Origin of the sequence: Enterococcus sp. AZ140, assembly GCF_051714405.1 — a bacterium.
In the GTDB taxonomy this organism is placed as follows: Bacteria; Bacillota; Bacilli; order Lactobacillales; family Enterococcaceae; genus Enterococcus_B; species Enterococcus_B pernyi.
Genome location: NZ_JBIORU010000001.1, coordinates 1,680,625 through 1,701,608 on the forward strand (window position 1 = coordinate 1,680,625; position 20,984 = coordinate 1,701,608).

The window sequence follows — 20,984 nt, forward strand, 5'->3', positions numbered from 1 at the left end:
TGGCTTATGTCCGAAGTGTTGCGCCTTGAACACCGTTTATCATAGGTTGTGAGAAAGCCGTTCAGCTCCAAGCAGTAAGGCGGAAAATGGGAAAATAGCTTCTCATATTTTTTCAATTTTCGACTTAATGTCGTAGGAGTTGGCTTTCGAACACCGTTTATCGAAGGTCGTGAAATGAGCGCTTTGACCTGAGCAGTAAGATAGAAAATCGGAAAATAGCTTCTCATATTTTTTGATTTTTTAGCTTAGTGTTGAAGGTCAGCTCCAAGAATTGATTTTTTTCAGCAAAAAAACCGCTATGAACACAACTGAGTTGTTCTTAACGGTTTTTCTGAATACTTGGTTTATCGGCGTTTACTTAATTCCAGACCTCTTCTGCAATACTCTTGATCAACGCAATTTTCTGCCATTGCGCTTCTTCTGTCAAGATATTCCCTTCTTCGGTGGAGGCGAACCCGCATTGTGGGCTTAAACATAATCGATCTAAAGGGATGTAACGAGTAGCTTCATAAATACGTTCGATGATTTTTTGACGATCCTCAAGTTCGCCAGATTTTGAGGTTATCAATCCTAATACTACGAGTTTTCCTTCACTAACTTTCGCAAGTGGTTCAAAACCGCCTGAACGATCGTTATCATATTCTAAATAATAGGCATGAACATTTTCTTCCGTAAATAATGGCTCAGCTACAGCATCATACCCGCCAGCTGCCGCCCAGGTGGAGTGGTAATTCCCTCGACAGACATGGGTATTCAAAATCAAATCTTGTGGTTGATTTCCAAGAACCGCATTATTGATTTGTAAATAGGTCTGCGCCAACTCTTTGCGAATCTCGCTTTCCTCTTTATCACTCTCTGCTAAAAATCCTTCTGGTAAAGGTGCTACTAATACGCCCCACGTACAATCATCCAATTGGATCGTTCTGGCGCCTGCTTCATATAAATCCGCGATCACTTGCCGATAAGCTGTTACGATATCTTGAAAAAGTTCTTCGTTTGTCGGATAGATGGCACGAACATGAGGCAAAATGTCTGGACGTAACAACTCCACTAACAGTTGAGCTGGGGCTGGAATGGTTTGCTTTACTTCGACGCCCTCGGTCGTATGGGTACGTGTAAACCGAAAATGGTCCACAAAAGGATGGCTCTCTCCTGTGATTTTTTCTGTTACAATCACCGTTCCTGGACGTGTCTCTTCTCCGTGAAACTGATAACCACGCTCAGGTACAAAAAAATCGATACCTTGTAAACCAAAGAAAAAGTCCAAATGCCACCAACTCCGACGAAACTCACCATCTGTCACCGCATGTAAGCCAGCAGCTTCTTGTTTTTTGATCAGATCGATAATGGTTTCATCTTCTATCTCTTTCAAATCAGTAGCAGAAATAAGCGATTCGTTATATGCTTTTCGTGCTCTTTTTAACTTTTCTGGGCGCAAAAAGCTCCCGACGATGTCATAACGAAATGGGGATGTTGAACGAGTAGTCATAAAAAAATTCCTCCTTAGATTGCGTAGTAGATAAAGACCTGATGAAAACAAAAAAACACTCATCCCTTTTGCCAAGTCTTGACAAAAGGGACGAATGCGTCGTGTTACCACCCTTATTTGCATTATCCTCACAAATAATGCCTCAACGATACCATCAGATATCCGGCGAGTTAACGGTCGCAGTCCGGTTTTACTCATTTACTAGTAAAACAAGCTCCAAGTTCATCTTCACTAAGGTTTCTGGTCTCCTTTTTCACCCACCGGAGTCTCTTTTTACCGTTGACCGTTAGTTACTCTTCTCTTCTACGCTTTGATATTGTCAATTACTATCCCATGTTTACTTCCGAATGTCAACTAATCCTACTTCCCCTCACTCACTTCGATCCAAGCTCGGTAATATTCAAAGGAAATCTTTTCCTTTGTCGTATGGGTCAACAAGTATTGACCAATCGTTTGTCCTAATCGATAGCCTTGCTTTTGCAACCTGTCTTTTACTTCAGATAGATTATTATTTTTTGTGTTGTTCACTTCGACTTTTAGTAGAAATCGCACGTACTTTTTCGCAGGATCATTCTGCCAGATCGTCTGTGAACCTGGGAGTTCTTTCGTGTGCTCGTCCGTACAGAACCCATAAATACTGTTCTGATTATTTTCTGGAAAATAAATCACGAAACTTGAATAATTTTTTAGGTATTCCTTTGAATATAAGAGGTCATCAGATGCTGCCACGACGATTTTTTGAAAGGGAATTTCTTCTTCAGGAAATTTATCTGGTTCACTATCGATCATTTCTTTTAACTGTTTTTTTCTTGATAATACTTCTTTATGTTTTTGTTCTAAGATTTTTTTCTCATGATCCAAACGCTGTTCCGTTTCAGCTAAAATGTCGTACATCTCATTTAACGATTTACTATATAGATTTTTCATTTGCTTCATGGGAATATCGAGTTTTCGATAAAAATTGATGTCATAGACTTGAAAAATGGCATCGATATCAAACAACCGATACCCGTTTTCCTCTTCTCTTGCTGCATGGATCAACCCTTCAGCATCCCAATACCGAATGGTTGATCGAGGGATATCCAATAACTCCGATACTTCCCCAATCGAATACAATCGTTTCATACCTTTCACCTCAATGATAGTTTATGCTTTTTCTTCTTGACCTTCAAGTAACTTTAAGGTGTAGAATGCGTATTTGTCGGGAAAAGGAGGAAACATCATGAAACTATTAAAAATATCGATAAAAAACAATAAAGGAATTGCTTTACTTACTCTTTTATTTATCTGTTTACAACTGCTAGGAACCCTTGGTGTGCCAAAGTTAGTAGCTGATCTCATAGACACAGGGATTGCAAGTGGCGAAGTGAAACAAATCCAACAAATTGGAATTCAAATGTTACTTGTTGCTCTATTAGGCTCTTTTGCCGCAGTTGCCTCAAGCTACTGTTCTGCTTTGTTAGCCGCACGATTTGGCTATCAGACACGAGCAAGTTTTTTCAATAAATTCCAACAATTGTCGATGAAAGATGTCGATCAATTTAATACCGGTTCACTATTGACTAGGATGACCAATGACGTAGATAACGTCCAACAAATGATCGTCATGTTCTGTCAGATGATCATCCCTGCACCAATTATCTCATTATTTACGATTCTGATGATGTTGGAGCATTCCGTCAAGTTGACATTGATTACGTTAGGCTCGATCTTCATCTATGCGCTGATCACGTATTATTTGATGAAAAAAGGAACCCCTTTATCTTTGAGTATTCAACCGAAGATGGATCGTGTCACGACAACGTTGCGTGAATTCTTTACAGGTGTCAATATGATCCGTGCCTTCAACAATCAAGATTATGAAGAAAAAAGAACAAATGAAACCTTTGAAAATTACGCGCAACAGATGATCCGAGTCAATCGAATCTTTGCTTGGGTCACACCGATCGCCTTTTTACTTATGGGCATCGTTTATGCATCCATTTTGTGGTTTGGTGGCGGTTTGGTGGCTAATGGTAGCTTACAAATCGGTACAGTAACTGCCATTGTGGAATATTCGATGTTGACACTTGCCTATTTGATGATTGCCGCAATGGTTTTTGTTATCGTACCAAAATCAATCTCTTGTCTTAAACGAATCGAAGAAGTATTACAAGCTGAAATCGAAATCAAAGATCCCGACCAACCAGAAACTTTATCCTTCGATTCAGTCGATGATACTTTCTTATCCTTCGAACATGTGACGTTTCGCTACAACGAAAACGCCGATCCTGTATTGGAAGATATTGATTTTATTGTACCAAAAGGAAAAACGACAGCCATTGTTGGTGGAACAGGTTCAGGAAAAAGCACGATTGCAAAATTACTGCTACGTCTAAACGATGTTTCAAATGGACAAATCAAATTCGCAGGCACCCCGATCACAGAAATGAACCAAGAAACGCTTCGAAGCTATATTAGTTATGTTCCCCAAAAAGCATTTTTATTTAGTGGAACGATTCGCAGTAATCTATTGATGGGGAACGAACATGCGACAGATGAAGAACTAACCAAAGCAATTCGCATCGCACAATTGGATGAAGTATTAGAAAACCTACCGGATCAATTGGACAGCTTTGTGGCTCAAGGCGGAGATAATTATTCTGGCGGCCAAAAGCAAAGGATGTGTATTGCTAGAGCGTTAGTCAAATCTGCTGAAATCTATGTCTTTGATGATAGTTTCTCTGCATTGGACTATCGAACCGATGCTAAGTTACGTGGGGCGTTGCAACGTGAAATGGCAGATAAAACACTGATTATCATTGCACAACGTCTAAGTACCATCATAAACGCTGATAATATTATCGTTTTAGATGAAGGACGGATCGTTGGCCAAGGCACTCATGAAGAATTGTTGAAAAATAATCGTTCGTATCAAGAATTTGCGAAATCACAAGGTATGTTAAAGGAGGGAGTCGATGGAAATGACTAAAACAACGATAAAAAAACAAAGCTTGAAACGTTTCTGGCGAATGATCCAGCCTGAACATAAAATCTTCTATGGTTCGTTACTTTGCAGCTTGGTCGGTAATACATTAGTCGTTGCTATGCCACTAATCATGGGTATCGGGATCGATCAACTACTCGGGCGGATCAAAGAGGTTGGACTTAACCATATGACAGTAACAGATGTAAGAGAAACATTGCTTTTACCAGTGATCCTGTTGATACTCTTCTCCTTACTAAGTAGTATCACTTCCTTTATTCAAGAACGAGCGATGGCTTCATTAAGTGAACGAGTGACCTTACGTGTCCGTAAAGAAGTTACAAAAAAATTCAAAGCTCTTCCAATGGCTTTCTATGACCGTCATCAAGTTGGTGATATCATTAGTCGGACAACTACAGGTTTAAATCAGCTATCACAAGTATTGCTCACAGGGATCAATCAACTTTTCACCTCTCTTGTTACGATCCTGTTAGCTGGTATCATGTTGTTTTACATCGATATCAAATTGACTTTACTTGTTCTTATTTTGATTATGATCAGCACAACTGTCACAACAAAATTCGCAAACAAGAATAAACAAATTTCTGATCATAACCAAGAAGAACTGGGAGATTTGAATAATAAAGCAGAAGAATATCTAACTGGGAATTTGGTGATCAAAGCCTTCAACCAACAAGCATTAGCGATTGATGAAGTCAAGAAAGCAAATGAAAAACAATCACAAGCTTTCAAAAAAGCGCAGTTCATGAATTTTGCGATTTATCCAGCCATCCGTTTGATCAATCAATTAGCATTTATCGCAAGTGCGGTCATTGGGGCAATAGCCGTTTTATCTGGTGGGATCACCATTGGTTTCTTACAAGCGTATTTGCAGTATATCAATCAAATATCAGAACCAATCTCCACTGCTTCATATGTCATCAATTCCGTACAATCAGCCATGGCATCCATCGAACGAATCTTTGAGATCATGGATGAACCAGAAGAAGCAGTTGATCATGCAGTAGAAAATCCCATCATTGCACCACAAGGAGCAATTGAATTCAAACATGTTCGTTTTGGTTATACATCAGAAAAACCATTGATGAAAGATGTCAACTTCTCGGTCAAGCCACAACAAACGGTTGCCATCGTTGGGCCAACTGGTGCTGGAAAAACAACTCTTGTCAATCTTTTGATGCGTTTTTATGAAATTAATGACGGTCAGATTTTATTCGACGGTCATGACATCACCGATTTGCCGCGCCATGAATTACGGAATCTATTTGGCATGGTACTACAAAATACTTGGTTATTCGAAGGTACTGTTGCAGAAAATATTGCCTACGGCAAAAAAGAGGCAACCAGAGATGAAATCATTCAAGCAGCTAAAATTGCTCAATGTGATCATTTTATCCGTACGCTGCCACAAGGTTATGACACCATTATCTCAAGCGAAAATGGGTCGATATCTCAAGGGCAACAACAGCTCTTAACGATTGCACGAGTCATTTTAGCTAATCCTGCAGTCGTCATTTTAGATGAAGCAACGTCAAGTGTCGATACACGTACGGAAGCCTTGATCCAAGAAGCGATGGATGCTTTAACTAAAAACCGGACCAGCTTTGTGATTGCCCATCGTCTGTCAACGATTGAACATGCGGATATGATCGTAGTGATGCAAAACGGAGACATCATTGAAACAGGAACGCATACAGAGCTATTGCAACAACCGACACTTTATGCAAGCTTATACAATAGCCAATTTCAAAATAGTTGAGCGATAAAAAACCAACTTAGTCTAGGATCACTCCGAAACTAAGTTGGCTTTTTGATTTTAAAGAATCAATCTTTACGATTTTTCTTTTTCTTGTAGATATAGGTTCCGATTGCTCCTCCAACAAGAGCAAAACCAAGAACGGTTGCACTAGATCGGATCTCACCAGTTTTTGGTAAATTTTTTGCTGCATTTCCTTGGACTTGTTTTTTTGAGGTTGCAGAGGTGTTGGCTGTTTTCTTTTGCTGAGTATTCCCTCCGCCTGTGTTGGCATTTCCTCCGGCAGTCCCTCGTTTACTCACTGTCACTTGACTTGTTTCTGAAACTGAACCATTCGTGTAAGTGATCGTATAGGTTCCTTCTTTGTTGGTATCAACATCGCCTGACACCATATTCTGGTCAAATGCGAGAGCGAACCCTTCGCGATTTGTTGCGGAGACAAAGCCATCGCTTGGGTCCCACGTATCACCGATATATAATTGAAGATCCTTTGTTACAATCGTTTCTCCGTTTTCTTTTACAACCACCACAACTTCTTCTGTTGCTCGACCGTTGGTATAAGTCAACGGATAATCGCCAGCTTTAGTTGTATCTACCGTACCACTGACCATGCTTTCATCAAAAACGATCATTTCCCCATCTTTGTTTGTAGCAGATACAAATTGATCACTTGGCGCCCACTTATCACCGACATAAATGCTGCCATTTTTTGCTTGGATCGTTTCTCTATTTTCAACCACGGTCACTGTTATTTTTTGAGAGGCTTCTCCATTCGTATAAGTAATGATGAAGTTTCCTGTTCGTCCGGTGTCAACGGTGCCTGATACCATACTTTCATCAAATGGCAAAGTGTCACCTGCTCTATTGGTCGCTGAGATAAAATTATCGCTTGGATGCCAAACATCCCCTGTGTGGATTCTTGAATCGGTCGCCTTGATCGCTTCTTGACTAGCAATGACGGTCACTGTGATTTCACGACTGAGTCTCCCAAAAGTATAGGTGATCTTGTACTCACCTACTTGTGTCGTATCGACTTCGCCGCTGACCATATTTTCATCAAAGGCAACAGCTTCTCCCGTTTTATCAGTAGCGGAAACAAAATTATCACTTGGTGTCCAAGCATCCCCTACAATGATCGTCGAATCTGTGACTTTAAGGGTTTCTTGACTTTCTTCGACAGTCACATTGATCTGTTGACTCGCAGATCCATTGGTATAAGTCACTGGATAGACTCCTGCTGTCGTCGTATCCACTGTACCACTGACCATACTTTCATCAAAAGGAATTGATTCTCCATTTGGATCGGTCGCTAAGACAAAATTGTCGATTGGTTCCCAACTATCACCAACATAGATCGTTGAATCCATTGCGCGGATCGACTCACTAGCAATTGGTTGCCACACATAAGTATCCGCCATACTATTTTGATAAGTTGTCATCAGTGAAGAGGAGCTTAATACATATTCACCAAGTGGGACATCTTCTGTGCCAGATCCCACATTTTGCCAATACCCCGTATGCTCTTCTGTAGCGAGCAACTCAGGAATATTGGTATCAGTTAAAGAATAGAACTGGATACCTAAAGAAATTTTGGATAAAGAGGTTGTACCAGCAAACATCTCTTGCTGCAATTGCACCTTGCCAGTTTTAAAATGAGATAGATCCAATTCAGTGATCTTTTTGCAGTTTCTAAACATTCCTCGCATAAATCGAAGATTCTCCGTATCAAAACCACTGACATCGATTGCTTCTAAATTGAGACATTCTGCAAACATAAAACTCATTGTTGTCACGTTAGTTGTTGAAAAGTTCGTAACATCTAACGCTGTCAGACCGGAACAACCGAAAAACATATAGTACATAGAAGTCACGTTTGTCGTATCAAAGCGACTAACATCAAGTTCTGTCAAACCGGAACAGCCATGGAACATATAATGCATGTACATAACGTTGCTCGTATCAAAATGTGTCACATCTAACGCTTGTAATCCCGAACAGCCATGGAACATGAAGGACATTTCTGTTGCTTGACTCGTTACAAAACTAGAAAGATCCAGTTGAGCCAATCCGGAACAACCGCGGAACATATGACTGAAATTTGTCACGTTGGCTGTTTGAAAACCAGTTACATCCAGTGTCGTCAAGGCAGAGCAATCATAAAACATGTAGCTCATGTTCGACACGTTCATCGTGTTAAAACTGGATAAATCTAATGAAGTCAATCCGCTCATCCCATAAAATATATGACTCATTTCAGTGACATTCGCTGTATTGAAGTTGCTTAGATCGAGCGTGCTAACAGAAGACACCCCATTGAACATATAGTTCATCGAACGAACATTTTGGGTATCAAAAGCTGTAAGATCCAATGAGGTCAGCTGCTGGCACCATGCAAAGAAATAATCCATATTCGTGACTTGACTTGTATCTAGATTGGATAAATTCTCGATCGTCGTCAGCTGATTCATATCAAAAAATAGTCCTAATGAGTCAGTATTTGCTACCACAGGTCCAGTAAGAACGACTTTTTTGATGAGTGAACGGTGAGGAAACCAAGGTGCACGAGCCGCTGATGTTGTTTCTCCTAATGTCCCTGCATCTATGTACAATACACCTTCCTGGTCGATCCGCCAAGGACTGCTACCAAACACACCAGATGCTAATTGATCTTCTGTTCCTTGTATCTCAAAACATTCAGTCTTGGCATTTGGATCTGGAATAACTGGTTCACTTGAAACATCTGTCACTTCTTGTTCCACAGTGGTGGGAACTGTCGAAGCGACAGTAGATTGCTCTAGCTCAGCATTTCCATCTGGAGTTGTTTCTGTGGTGGGTTCTGTCGGCACTTCTGATGGAGCAGTTGCTGGGGATTCTGGCGTTTCGCTTGTTTGCTGTTCATCCATCGCTTCGTTTTCTGCTGTTTCCATCAGGCTATTCTCTGTTGGTTCTTCGATGGTCGAATTGACTAGCTCTTCTGTCATTTGTCCACTGTCTAAATGATCAGCAAATGTCGTGATACTCTGTTGGGATGCGTTCATAAGTAATAACATTGAAGCTGTCACTTTTACTATTTTTCTGTGGTCCATTCCTTATTCAACTCCTCAAATTATAGAAAGATAAAAAAACATCCAACTAAATTCTAACGTAATCTGTGAAAGAAAATTTTTTATTTTTTTTTTTTGAAAAAAATATTTGAGAATCGATTTGTATTTCCAAAATAAGAAAGATAAAATAAAACAATCGAATAAGAGTCACCCAAACGAAAGGAGCAATTAATGGAACCTTTTTTCAAACTACATGAAAATAAACAATTACATCGCCAAATCAAGATTCTTACTTATTTGAGAAAACGAAATGACATCACTTCGATCACAGAACTAGTTCAAGAAATAGGCTGTACACCTCCCACTCTACGTTCAGATATTCAAGCATTGCGTGCCAAATTACCACCATCGATTCAATTGCAATCAATCAAAATGATCGGTTACCGCTTAAAAATACCCGATGGGGAAACACTGGATACCTATCTTTTATCTCTTGTTAGAGAAACGATTACTTATAAAATCATTGACCGTAGCCTTAAGGGAAATCAACAATCCTTCGAAGCCATGCGCTTGGAGTATCATTTGTCTAGTTCGGCTTTACGCAAAATCATTCAACACATGAACAATGAGCTAAAAAACTACCGAATCCAACTCTCTCCCAAAAATGGTGATCTTGTTGGAAAAGAAAACGAGATTCGTTTTTTCTTTTTTAACTTTTATACGAGTTTTCGACGAACGATCATTATAGATCATTCCTATCTATTCTCTCAGGAGACATACAAAGTCATGTTCGCTGAACTAGAGCAAGTATTTCAGTCTCATTTACATATTAGTAATTTTCGCGCCACGTTATGGTTGTCCATCTTAAAAGAAAGATGGTTGCGTCGTAAACAAGGTGAAATCCCCTCAGAAACATTGAGTATGATCCAGTCTAGAAAAAGCTTCAAAAGGTTCTCAAAAAAAATCACTCCTTTTCTGAGAGAGATTCTTGGGATTCAACAGCTGTCTGTAAATGAACTAGTTTGGGCTTATTTGATTGCTTTACACTGTATTTCCTATAGCTCATCGAACTATCAAGAGACAAGATCGCATAAAGCGACCCATTACCAAGAAGAAGCACCAGCCAAAAAATGGATCAAGCAATTTTTACTCGACGAAGCGCTGATTGACGGTACAACAAAGGAAGGTATTGAGCAAATGAGTGCTTACTTAGCTAATCTACGCTTGCTTAATAAAATCACTGATGGTTTTGAGAATCACCCATTGTCGATTGATCATTTAGTCGATCCATCCTTTGAATTACTCTATCACTCCTGGCAAGACCGATTGCAGCAACTCAAATGGCAAGAGATCCTACCAATGACCTGCATAAAAGACGTTGCACTATCTTTAAGTATGATCCAATCCTCCTATCAGCAAATCCAAAGAAAGAAAAAGCAAACAATCGTCTTTACTTTTCATGGAGATGCTGGCTACGATAATTTTTTAATGGCTATGATCCAAAAGTGGCTACCTGAAACGTATCACCCTCTTTTTCTTTTTGATCAACCGATTACACAAACAAAGATCGACGAGTTAGAAGCTTGTCTCATCGTCAGCAACTATGATCTTACGGAGAAAATGGCCTGTGAAGTGATTCAAATTGCCCAAATACCGACCCATGAGGAGTGGAAAGACTTGAAACTACACTTGATTGAACGGGCTTCAAGTCATTCATAGCATAGTATCCAGGAACTACTCGATTTTTGCTGTAGACTTAGAGAGAAACGTCTAAAATTTCTCCCTAAGTCTAAGACTTGCGGCTATTCACAAATGAAGCTACTAGACTATGGATGCCAACCAAGGAAGGAAAAGAATCGAACTAAAACGAAGTGTGAGAGTCTTTCAAAATAGTTTAAGACAGCGAAACACTTGAAATAAATCTTCTTTGTGGTTACGTATAAGATAAACACTTAAAATGGTCACCACAAGCACTAAAACAAAGACATCGATCTGTTTATATGTTCTCGTCTGCATAGAAGGTTCTCTCTCCTTTCATCTGACTTTTTTGTTTATTGTTCTTTTTCTTTGTCTATGACAAAAAAGAACAAAAAAATGAAACGCCAAAAAGAGTAACAATCCAAGAATCATCGGCGAAATATTAGGGTGCCGATGGAAGTATTCTGTGATACTCGCGCTGATCCAACCTTTTTTCGCTTGTTGACGAACCTGATGATCAAGTTTTTTTGAGGGGGAACTATCTAAAAGTTTATGTAATCGATCATTTTTGCTGGCATAATTAAACGATTCTCCATCAAGTAATTCTTTTCGCAAGTCGAAATGAAATGAATAGTGTGCCGGGTTACTATCTACTCGATCATTTTCCATTTTTAATACATTCCAGCTACTAACAAAGTTCCCTTCAGGATTCAAGATAAATTCAGAGTGAAAGCCTCTATTAACCAATATTTTTCGGTTTTCTCTGCCGATGATACTTTCTTTGAATGTTTTGTTTTTAGGATATTTATTGTGAAATCGAGCGGGAGAATACTGCTGTTCCACTCCCCATCGTTTCCCATATTCCGCTAATGCCTCCTCGTCGGTCATTCCATTTTTTTTAAAATGATTACGGACATACGACAAATTTAGTTTATCTAGGTACATCCTTAGTTGATGGACAGATCGAACAAAGGAATGTTCTCCTTCTTCATAAGCTTTAAGTAACCCATTAGGGAAGGCTTCTTGTACTAACTCTGCGATATAGTGCAAAAAGAAACTATGCGGGGCTATAAACTCGTCAAATCGACGGAATTCATTTAATTGAAGCATATTAAATTCATCGATTGTTGCACCTAACTGTTCAAGAAGCAGCAGCAATTTTTCCTTTGCATCGCCTTCAGCCATCATCCATAACTGTGTGTAAATATTCGATCCAATCGGATACTCTTTTTGTGTCACAAATTCATCAAAAGCGACTAACGTCAGCTCATTCGTATCCGTTAGTTCTTTCATTAATGTGTGATATGACTCATCTGCAAAGATGATTTCTTGTCGAATTTGTTCCACAGGTAATTCTTTTTTTTCATTGATACTGTTGATTTGAACATCTTCATAGTAAATAAATTGATTGGTAGCTAACGCATCTTCTCGATCGAAATAACGAGTTTTTATTTCTTTTAAGAAACCTGATTCTCCAATTGTAAAAAACATCTTTAGATAGAGTGATTCATCGATCTTGAAATCAAAACTCAACTCAATCTTCTCCTTGTGGTCCTGACGCTGACTCTTCAAGATGGTCCAACCCTCTTGATTTTTCAATAGATTCCCCATAAAGGTTCCGGTATGCAATAAAAAGCGCTCATTGAATTGAAACGCATTGGTTGATTCATCTAGAATCGATTCCGTAATCAAATCTCCATCAATAAAACCACGATAGTAGACCTTGTTTTCTTGATTTTGTTCTACACTAGATCGTTGAAAGTGTCCATTTTTGTTTAAGTTTTCAGTGATGTAGCTATATTCTTCCTTCGTTTGTTGGTCACCGTATTGCCAGTGTTCTTTATAATATGTGACATGTAAATTAAAATAATCGACCATCTCATGATAGGTTGTTTCAGCCTCTTGATTAGGATATAGATCTTTCAAAGACGGTTGATTTTCTACCGTACAGCCACAAAAAAGAAGCAATAACATAAGGAATAGTAATTTCATAACGTCCACCCCTATTTTTCATCTGTCGATTTCATTCTTTGAACATACAATGAGCCAAGAACGAATAGATTGTTTCAATGAACATTCTTGACTCATGTCTGTTATCTAGCTATACTTAATGAGCAATGCGACAACGTTAGTGCTTATCCGCCAGATAATTTACTCAGTTGTCCCATTGTTTTTTTGTTTTCCAAATCTTTTTCATCTTTTTACAAAATGGGTGATGCCGCAACTGTAGACTAAAAATCCACCAACCAATAACAAAATGATCCCTGCGTAATTTATCGTCGTATGAACTTGGTGAATGATAATCACAGATTGCGCAATTCCCAGACCAATAAGAGTAAGAAAATGCGGCATGGACGATTTTTGTTGTTGTTTTATTTTATGCCAAGCATAGATCAACAGAAACAGGACAATGAAATTCATGCCATTCAAGATAATCGATATCGTACTATTCGTTTGCCCATCAACAATGACCCGAAATAATCTTCCGACTAGTAAAACCACACTAAATAACATTGCAGAGATTCCTGCTAATTTTTGAATTGAATTTTCCATCATTTTTTCACCATTCCTTTTAATTTGATTTTTTTGTATGTTCGAATCGCACCGCTTGAATGGATTCGATCGGTAATTCTTTAATCGGACCACTTCCTACAAAGCGACGTTCTTTTGTCAAATAGACATAGACTTTGCGACTATTACTTACTGTATCCTGCAACCATCTATCACCATCCACATTGATGATCACATCTCTTTCTGACAGTTGTCTCAAGAAAGTACAATCCTTGTTTTTCTTAATATCTTGTAACTTCAATTTGAGTTCAAGATCTCTCACCCCTTTTCCATAAATGACTTCGTCAACCCAATACTCCAAAGACGACAGGTCAGCAGCATCAATGATTCCTGAAAAATCAGCATTTTTATCAGTCAAATCATTCAAGCAAGACTCTTTCACATTGTAGGAACCAACAAATAGAAGCGTCAATGCACTGCTGATCAATAAACATCTCATTCTCATTTTTTTTGCTCCTTCACTAAAAGTTTAAATGGATCTTGTGTCAAAATCATTACTCACTCCATAAGCATCACCACCTTTCATTCGTTGCGATTATTCAATTAATTGCTTTTTTACTTCTGTGGGAACATCTTTAGCATCTACGATCACCCAACTATGAAGAGAGACGTTACTTGCCTCGGCTTTTACATATACTCCAGGATGCAGTGTCTCAGCTGGATTTCCTTCAACCATCGGTAAATTCAATTTTCGTTCAGTCCCTTGCTTATCAAACATACTCACATTAGGCAGAATCTCTAACTTTGCTAATTCTTCTCCTTCATAAGAAATCGAAACTGTTTGGCTTGCCCCGACTTCTAATTTATCGGTCAGCGGTTGGAGTACTGCTTTCTTCTCCGGATCGACAATCGGTTCAGTCAATGGGTCAAACGCTTCTGGGATTTTCCCCCAATAAGTGGTTGTCACAACGGTATCTTTATGAAGTTGTTGCAAATACAGACCAATTCCTGCAACTGCGGTGAACAAAAAGAATGTCAATAATAGAATCGTTGGGCTTTTCCATTGCGTACGATCTCTCAATATACGGCTAATGATCGTCAATAAAACAATAGATAATACGACAGGAACAAAAAATCTGAAAGAATGCACCGGCGACAAGCCAAAAAATTCATTCACAACAGGAATAAAGTAGCTCATAAAAAATAAAGCTAGAGAGAAAAACAAAATTTTGATCCGATAAACCGTTAGTGGGCGACAAAGTAAATACAATAAATAAAATTGAGTCAGCCCAATGATCAACGTGGCGTCAACGACAAAATCCACATATAATTGTACTTCGATATTTCCTACAAATTTCGAATAGATAGGCGCATAATATGTAATCATATACATGACCATGATGGTCAAACCAATCGTCACACCTACTGGAATAACATAGATTTTGATTCGTCGGAAGAAATCATCTTTGATTTTTTGGTCGTCATTTTCTAAAATCAACAATGCACAAGGTACACCGATTGCTAAAGAACTAACTAAAGCAAGATTGATCGATTCAATCGGAAACAGCTGCCTAGAAAAGGTCAATAATAAGATCAGAGTTAACGCATAGATCACACGTAAGATATTCATCCCAGCAACACGATTGATATTATTGATTACTTTTCTTCCTTCTCTGACAACTTGTGGCAAAACTGAGAAGTTCCCTTCTAGTAAAATAAAATGAGTCACTGATTTCACCGCTTCACTTGCTATCCCAAAGGTGATTCCACAATCTGATTTTTTCAGTGCCAAGATATCATTGATCCCATCTCCAACCATGGCTACTGTATGTCCATTTTCTTGCAAAGCTTGAACCAAATCTCTTTTTTGATCTGGTGTGATGCGGCCGAAAATACTAGTTTCTTCTACGATTTCTCGCAATTCATTTTTTGAATCAGGTATCTCTTTTGAACTGATTGCTTTTCCTTTGATCCCAACATCCCTTGCAATACCTGCAACGGTATCTGGATGATCTCCCGAGATGATTTTCACTTTGATTCCTTGTTCTTTGAAATAGGTAAGTATTTGTTTGGCATCTGATTTTGCTTTATCTTTGATCAAGATCAAGGCAATGATCTGACCGTCTTTCGGTACTTGATTATCCAGGATAGAAGAAGGCGTATGTGCGAAAGCAAGGATACGATAACCAGCTTTTAAAGCACTTTCGATCTCTACTTTTATTGATGTTTCGATATTATTTACAATCAAGTCGAAAGCACCAAGTACAAACGTTCCTTGACCGTTTATTTCAATCGCTTGCGATTTGCTCTCAGAAGAAAATGGCACATAGTTTTCTTTTTTGAACCGATAAGAAGCGTCTTCATGAAATACTTTCTTTAATGCTTCCGTGGACATATTTGATTCCGTATCTTGTTTGAGTAAAAATGCAATTGTGGCATCTATTTCTTCTTTCGTTTTATGATAATAGACCACTTCTTCAACACTCATTTTTCCTTCTGTGATTGTGCCTGTTTTATCAAGACACAATACATCGACTCTTGCAAGTGTCTCGATTGCCGGCAAACTTTGAGCTAAGACCTTGATTTTAGAAAGTTTGATCACTCCAGCAGCTAAAGCGACCGAAGTCAATAATACTAACCCTTCTGGAATCAAACTAGAAATCGCAGTCGTGCTACCAATAATCGCTAGTTTCCTGGACTCAACTATAGATAGATCCATGGCACTGAGAACAAATTGATTCAGCAGCACAAGCAGTGCAATAGGGATAATGCCTATCGCAATCACTCTCAAAATGCGATCGATGGCTATTTGTATTTTTGAACGCATTGGTTTAAACGATTTGGCTTCCTTCGTTAATTTTGCTATGTATGTTTCTTCACCCACCTGCGTAACAATTGATTTAATTTTCCCTTGCATCACTAAACTGCCAGAATAAATCGTATCCCCTCTCATTTTTTCGACTAGCTCTGATTCTCCTGTAATCATTGATTCATCGACGAACAATCCTTGAGAAAGCGCACAAACATCCACTGGCACTTGCATACCCTTTGCTAAAAACAGAAGATCATCTAAGACGATTTCTTCTTTTTTAATCGTCACCTCTTTCCCTTCACGCAAGACAGTCACTTGATTTTGCTTTAGAACACTCAGTTTTTCAATCGTTTTTTTCGCTTTGATTTCCTGAAATATCCCCATGGATGTATTGACTAAAATCGAAACCATAAAAAAGCTGTTTCTAAAGGACCCGATAGATATAACTGTAATAAACAACATGACATTTAAAAAATTAAATAAAGTCATACAATTTTTCAGAATAATTTCTTTTGTCGTTTTTCCAGCAGATTGCGTATCTAGTTGATTCGATTTGTTTTTTAAGATCCTTTCTTCGATTTGCTTCCCATTCAGTCCAGTTTTCTCATTTAATTCTTCAGGAATTATTGAGAAATATTCTTCCATTTTTTCTCCCTCCTATTTCATTATCAAATAATAATTTCTTTGAAAAGAAGATAACTCATCGTAAATAAAATAGGATTTAGTTATATTTACTCCTAGCTACCTTCATCAACACCTTAACATTAAATAACTTTATTTGAAACACATTTTTTTCTTCAAATTGAATTTCTTATGAAATAACCATGCGAATATAAATAAAAACATTATTAAAAAAGCTTTTTTCTGTATTTTTAATTTATTGATTATTTTATGTTAAAAAAGAACATATAATAAAATAACGATAACTATCGTTTTTTTCATTTCAATTAATGTAATTTAAAAAAATTAAAATAGATAACGTATTTTTTTCGAGTCATCCGTTCTCTCTACTTTTTTTTACCATTAATCCTTTATATTTGTATGAACTTTTATGTTTTTAAAGACCTACTTCTTTATTTTAAGACAAAAAAACACCAGTGATTAATCACTGATGTCAGTTTTTATTAACAAATAATTTAGCCGATACTCGTCAGACGTTTACTATTTATTATAGATTTTAGGTCCTTTTCTCATGTTACTACGATCATTCTTTGGCGTAGCCATCTTTTCTACTCGACCGCCACCCTGTTTCTTTTTGATTATTTCAAGCATTTTTTCTTTTGAATTCATCTGTTTCCCTCTTTTACTCTATTCACTTTTTTACTACTATGATACACACTTCGTTATTGTAACACATTTTCACTTGGAAACTTCAAACTTATTGATTTCTTTATGATTTTATCATAAAAGCGCACGGTTTTTGTGTGTTCATCACAGGATAAGATCACGTAACTTTTCTCATTATAAAAACCTAATACAAAAAGCAGATGAAGAGCACTAACTTGTTGCTGCCTGGAAGTTGATTGGTGCAATCGTGGCATGATGAGGAATCGCCGTAACAAAATTAAAGTACAGCATGTCGTGTTTACCCAATAAATGTTCCTTTATTTTTAGTCCTTATGAACGGCGCATATATCATGATGTTCAATACAATCAAAGCCATTTGCAAAAAGGCACCAGAAACTCCCGAGGCTAAGAATCCAGAAATAATAGGTGGTGTCGTCCATGGAATTTGGATGCCATTTGTTTTCGCTACAATTCCTATACTCATAGAAAAATAAGCAATAATTGTATTAACTGCTGGACAAAGAATAAATGGGATAAATACTCTAAAGTTTAGTAAAATCGGAAGGCCATAAATTATCGGCTCGTTTATGTTAAATAAACCTGGTATCAATGAAACTTTTGCTATACTTTTTTTGTCGTTATTCTTTGAGAAGAATAGTATTGCTAGAGTTAATGCTAGGGTACTACCACTTCCTCCATAATTAATAAATAAAGATTGGAAGGTTCCAGTAATAATATTTGGGGGAACTTCTCCATTTGTTATACTCAAAAGATTTTCCATATTTAATGAAAAATAAATCGGATTCATTACTGAATTAAATAGATAACTCCCATTAAATCCAAAAAACCATAATAATGTAATTCCCAGATTGATTATGATAACTGCTGGAAGAGTGCTACCTAAATTCGTGATCGGTACTTGGATCAATCCATTGATCATACTAGATGGATTTTCTATTTTAAAAAATACTAACACTAATTTTATCAAAAATAATACTACCGTGGTCGTAAGCAATGGTAACAAATATTCAAAGCTTTCTGCTACTTCTCTTGGAACAGAAGAATGTAGACTGATCTTTTTTTTCTTTTTAAAACTTACAGTTAATATACCGCATGTCATAAGAGCACAAAGCATCGAAAAGAATATACCATGTGATCCAAGTGAATCGATCAATTGATCTGGGGATTCAAGCGGCAAAAAAATAAAATAAGCGAATATTGTCGATGTGATGTACAGTATATAATCTTTCTCTTTTATTTTACAATAATTATAGGCAATCGATATTAAAATAAACAAACCTATCAAATTATTAAAAGCATTGGGAATTGAAGGAAGGGCAGTCGTCCATAATAAATTGAAATTTTTTTCCATAAATTTAGTAAAAGTTGGGATAGGAAAATTCACTATCAGAATAAAAAAAGAACTGATAATCGTAATTGGCATCAATGAAATAAAACTATTTCGCAATATTTTTAAAAGTAAATTATTTTCAATCGTACTGTATACTTTATTCATTTCGTTCTTCCTTTTTTAAGGAGATTTCTGTGAGTGAACTAATAATATTATTTGCTACAGTAAATAATTCACTATTTCCATTAACCATGCAGTAAGACTTTTCCGTAAGCATAAGCATCTCTTTATCATTTAATTCATCTCCAACAATGATTGAATTGCTGACGTCAATCTTAACTAAATTTCCTAAACAAATAATGGCACTAGCCTTCCCACTCCCAAGTGGTGAAATATCAATATATTTTTTATTCCTATTCACCTGAAAGCCAGTTTGTTCTATCGTTTTTGTAAAATTGTCTATTTCATCACTTAGACCTTTATAACTATTGACTTCTAATGTAATTGAGTTAGTTATTAATGGAATGTTGGATGTTTTATTCAAAAAGTTATTACTATGGATTCCTTCTAAAAAAATATTCTGTTGAAGATGACTAAATGTCATATTGATAATGATCTCTCTTTTTTCTAACATTTCTTGAACTAGCGGTAATATCATATTGGTTTTCATATTTAAGCTTACAAGTATTGAACCGTTTTTATCCATTACTAAAGCACCATTATTCAGTATACAATATTCATATTCAAAGCTATATTCTTGTATAAAACGATGGAACATTGCATAATTTCTTCCTGTAGCCAAAACAATTGGATACCTTTTAGATACAGAACTTAAAAAGAATAATTCCTCTTCTGTTACTTTTTTCTCTCTATAGATTGTTCCATCGATATCACTTATAAAAAAAATAGAATCCATCATTCTCTAGCTCCTTTTCACAAATTGTGATATATGTTCTCAATCCCCAATAATTAGGAATTGTTTCATAATAATGCGACTTGTAAAAGTCCATCTCTAATATTCCTTGAGTTGTAGCGATACCAAAATATGGATTGATTTCAAGCACGTGTTTAAAAAATGAGAGTGCTTGAAAATAGTTCTCAGAAAAAAAGTAGGTAAGCCCTATATTTATATATATATGTATACACAGAGGTGAAATTTCAAATGCTTTCTCGAAAAATTCCCTAGCAGTTTCATAATTTCCACAACAAAGTTCTGTTACTCCTAATGAATTTAAAGCCCTAGTATTTCTTGGATTAATGATTAGTACTTTTTTAAATTGGGCTTTTGATCGATGTATATTATTTTCACTTCTAAAAATATATCCTAAAAAGAGTTGAGCGATTTCACTATTTGGATTAGCTTCTGCTGCTTCTTGCGCATTCTTTTTTGCTAATTTTAGTTTTCCTGCATTTCTTTGAATGATTGCCAAATAAGATTTGGCTAATGTCTCTTTTGGGTTATTCAAAATTTGCTCATTCATTATTTGAATATACATTTCATTTTTTCTTTGACGTTCTTTGAAAGACCTCATATGACCTAAATGATTGAGTGTAACAGGAATATCATCCACACAAAAACCTTTACATTTTATTGATGGTTCTATTTTTTCGGTGGCTTTTTTATAATATTTAAAGCCACAATGATTCCGAAATAATTTTACCATTGAGTCAGAATACCACCCACCTGTTCCAAAAAAGTTATACCTTAAAAATCTATAGCCACCAATTTTACTATCATCACTATTACTTTCTATATATTGTCTAATTGTGTTCCAATCCGCTTTCAATAGTAGTTCATCTGCATCCAAGAATATTATCCAATCTTCTTCTACCTGCTCTAGCAAATAATTTCTCATAGCTGAAAAGTCATTATTAAAAGGCTTACTATAAATATTAGTTGTATATTTTTGCGCAATTTGAATTGATTTATCAGTTGATCCCGTATCAAGTACATAAATAGCATCAGCAAAGCAGTTTCGAAAAAAATTATCTAAAAATTCTTCTTCATTTTTCATCATTAAACATAATGCTAAGCTCATCCAAAGACCTC

13 protein-coding genes and 1 other annotated feature are annotated in these 20,984 nt (G+C 36.8%); of the genes, 3 read left to right on the top strand and 10 right to left on the bottom strand.

Annotation, left to right across the window (positions count from 1 at the left end):
- Positions 1 to 358: 358 nt before the first annotated feature.
- Positions 359 to 1,489 carry a 5-methyltetrahydropteroyltriglutamate--homocysteine S-methyltransferase gene (locus tag IGJ39_RS07840; RefSeq protein WP_019723378.1) on the bottom strand — a complete coding sequence of 377 codons (1,131 nt, stop codon included), beginning with the start codon at positions 1,487 to 1,489 and terminating at the stop codon, positions 359 to 361.
- An 83-nt stretch (positions 1,490 to 1,572) separates the two neighbouring features.
- Positions 1,573 to 1,804, bottom strand: a binding site (T-box leader).
- Between the two features lie 45 nt (positions 1,805 to 1,849).
- Complete coding sequence (locus tag IGJ39_RS07845; protein ID WP_019723377.1) at positions 1,850 to 2,614, bottom strand: MerR family transcriptional regulator; 765 nt, start codon at positions 2,612 to 2,614, stop codon at positions 1,850 to 1,852.
- 97 nt (positions 2,615 to 2,711) lie between these two features.
- On the opposite strand from IGJ39_RS07845, the gene IGJ39_RS07850 reads away from it, so the two are divergent.
- On the top strand, positions 2,712 to 4,460 hold the full coding sequence (locus IGJ39_RS07850) for an ABC transporter ATP-binding protein (RefSeq protein ID WP_019723376.1): 1,749 nt from the start codon (positions 2,712 to 2,714) through the stop codon (positions 4,458 to 4,460).
- A complete protein-coding gene (locus IGJ39_RS07855; protein WP_195339208.1) occupies positions 4,447 to 6,234 on the top strand; it encodes an ABC transporter ATP-binding protein in 1,788 nt (595 codons plus the stop codon). The genes IGJ39_RS07850 and IGJ39_RS07855 overlap by 14 nt, the downstream gene beginning before the upstream one ends.
- A 65-nt stretch (positions 6,235 to 6,299) precedes the next feature.
- On the opposite strand, the gene IGJ39_RS07860 is transcribed toward IGJ39_RS07855, so the two are convergent.
- A complete protein-coding gene (locus IGJ39_RS07860; RefSeq protein WP_195339207.1) occupies positions 6,300 to 9,317 on the bottom strand; it encodes a bacterial Ig-like domain-containing protein in 3,018 nt (1,005 codons plus the stop codon).
- Positions 9,318 to 9,506: 189 nt separating this feature from the next.
- Between IGJ39_RS07860 and IGJ39_RS07865 the strand changes: the two genes are divergently transcribed.
- The gene (locus tag IGJ39_RS07865; protein ID WP_019724168.1) at positions 9,507 to 10,994 is read left to right on the top strand and encodes a helix-turn-helix domain-containing protein; all 1,488 of its coding nucleotides are present in this window, start codon (positions 9,507 to 9,509) and stop codon (positions 10,992 to 10,994) included.
- Between the two features lie 315 nt (positions 10,995 to 11,309).
- Here the strand turns inward: IGJ39_RS07865 and IGJ39_RS07870 are convergent, their stop codons facing one another.
- From IGJ39_RS07870 to IGJ39_RS07900, 7 genes are all read right to left on the bottom strand, one after another.
- On the bottom strand, positions 11,310 to 12,965 hold the full coding sequence (locus tag IGJ39_RS07870) for a DUF3114 domain-containing protein (RefSeq protein WP_195339206.1): 1,656 nt from the start codon (positions 12,963 to 12,965) through the stop codon (positions 11,310 to 11,312).
- A gap of 201 nt (positions 12,966 to 13,166) precedes the next feature.
- Positions 13,167 to 13,526 carry a hypothetical protein gene (locus tag IGJ39_RS07875; protein WP_141566847.1) on the bottom strand — a complete coding sequence of 120 codons (360 nt, stop codon included), beginning with the start codon at positions 13,524 to 13,526 and terminating at the stop codon, positions 13,167 to 13,169.
- 19 nt (positions 13,527 to 13,545) lie between these two features.
- Positions 13,546 to 13,989: a hypothetical protein gene (locus tag IGJ39_RS07880; protein ID WP_019724074.1), complete on the bottom strand. Its 444-nt coding sequence runs from the start codon at positions 13,987 to 13,989 to the stop codon at positions 13,546 to 13,548.
- 90 nt (positions 13,990 to 14,079) lie between these two features.
- Positions 14,080 to 16,941, bottom strand: a complete 2,862-nt coding sequence (locus IGJ39_RS07885) for an HAD-IC family P-type ATPase (protein ID WP_438764420.1) — start codon at positions 16,939 to 16,941, stop codon at positions 14,080 to 14,082.
- Positions 16,942 to 17,881: 940 nt separating this feature from the next.
- Positions 17,882 to 19,099: a PTS sugar transporter subunit IIC gene (locus IGJ39_RS07890; RefSeq protein ID WP_019722701.1), complete on the bottom strand. Its 1,218-nt coding sequence runs from the start codon at positions 19,097 to 19,099 to the stop codon at positions 17,882 to 17,884.
- Positions 19,092 to 19,853 (bottom strand): HAD-IIB family hydrolase, encoded by a 762-nt coding sequence (locus tag IGJ39_RS07895; RefSeq protein ID WP_019722702.1) that lies wholly within the window; start codon positions 19,851 to 19,853, stop codon positions 19,092 to 19,094. The genes IGJ39_RS07890 and IGJ39_RS07895 overlap by 8 nt, the downstream gene beginning before the upstream one ends.
- Entirely contained in the window at positions 19,825 to 20,973 is a 1,149-nt protein-coding gene (locus IGJ39_RS07900) for a glycosyltransferase (protein ID WP_019722703.1), read from the bottom strand. Before IGJ39_RS07900 ends, IGJ39_RS07895 begins: the two co-directional genes overlap by 29 nt.
- Positions 20,974 to 20,984 lie beyond the last annotated feature (11 nt).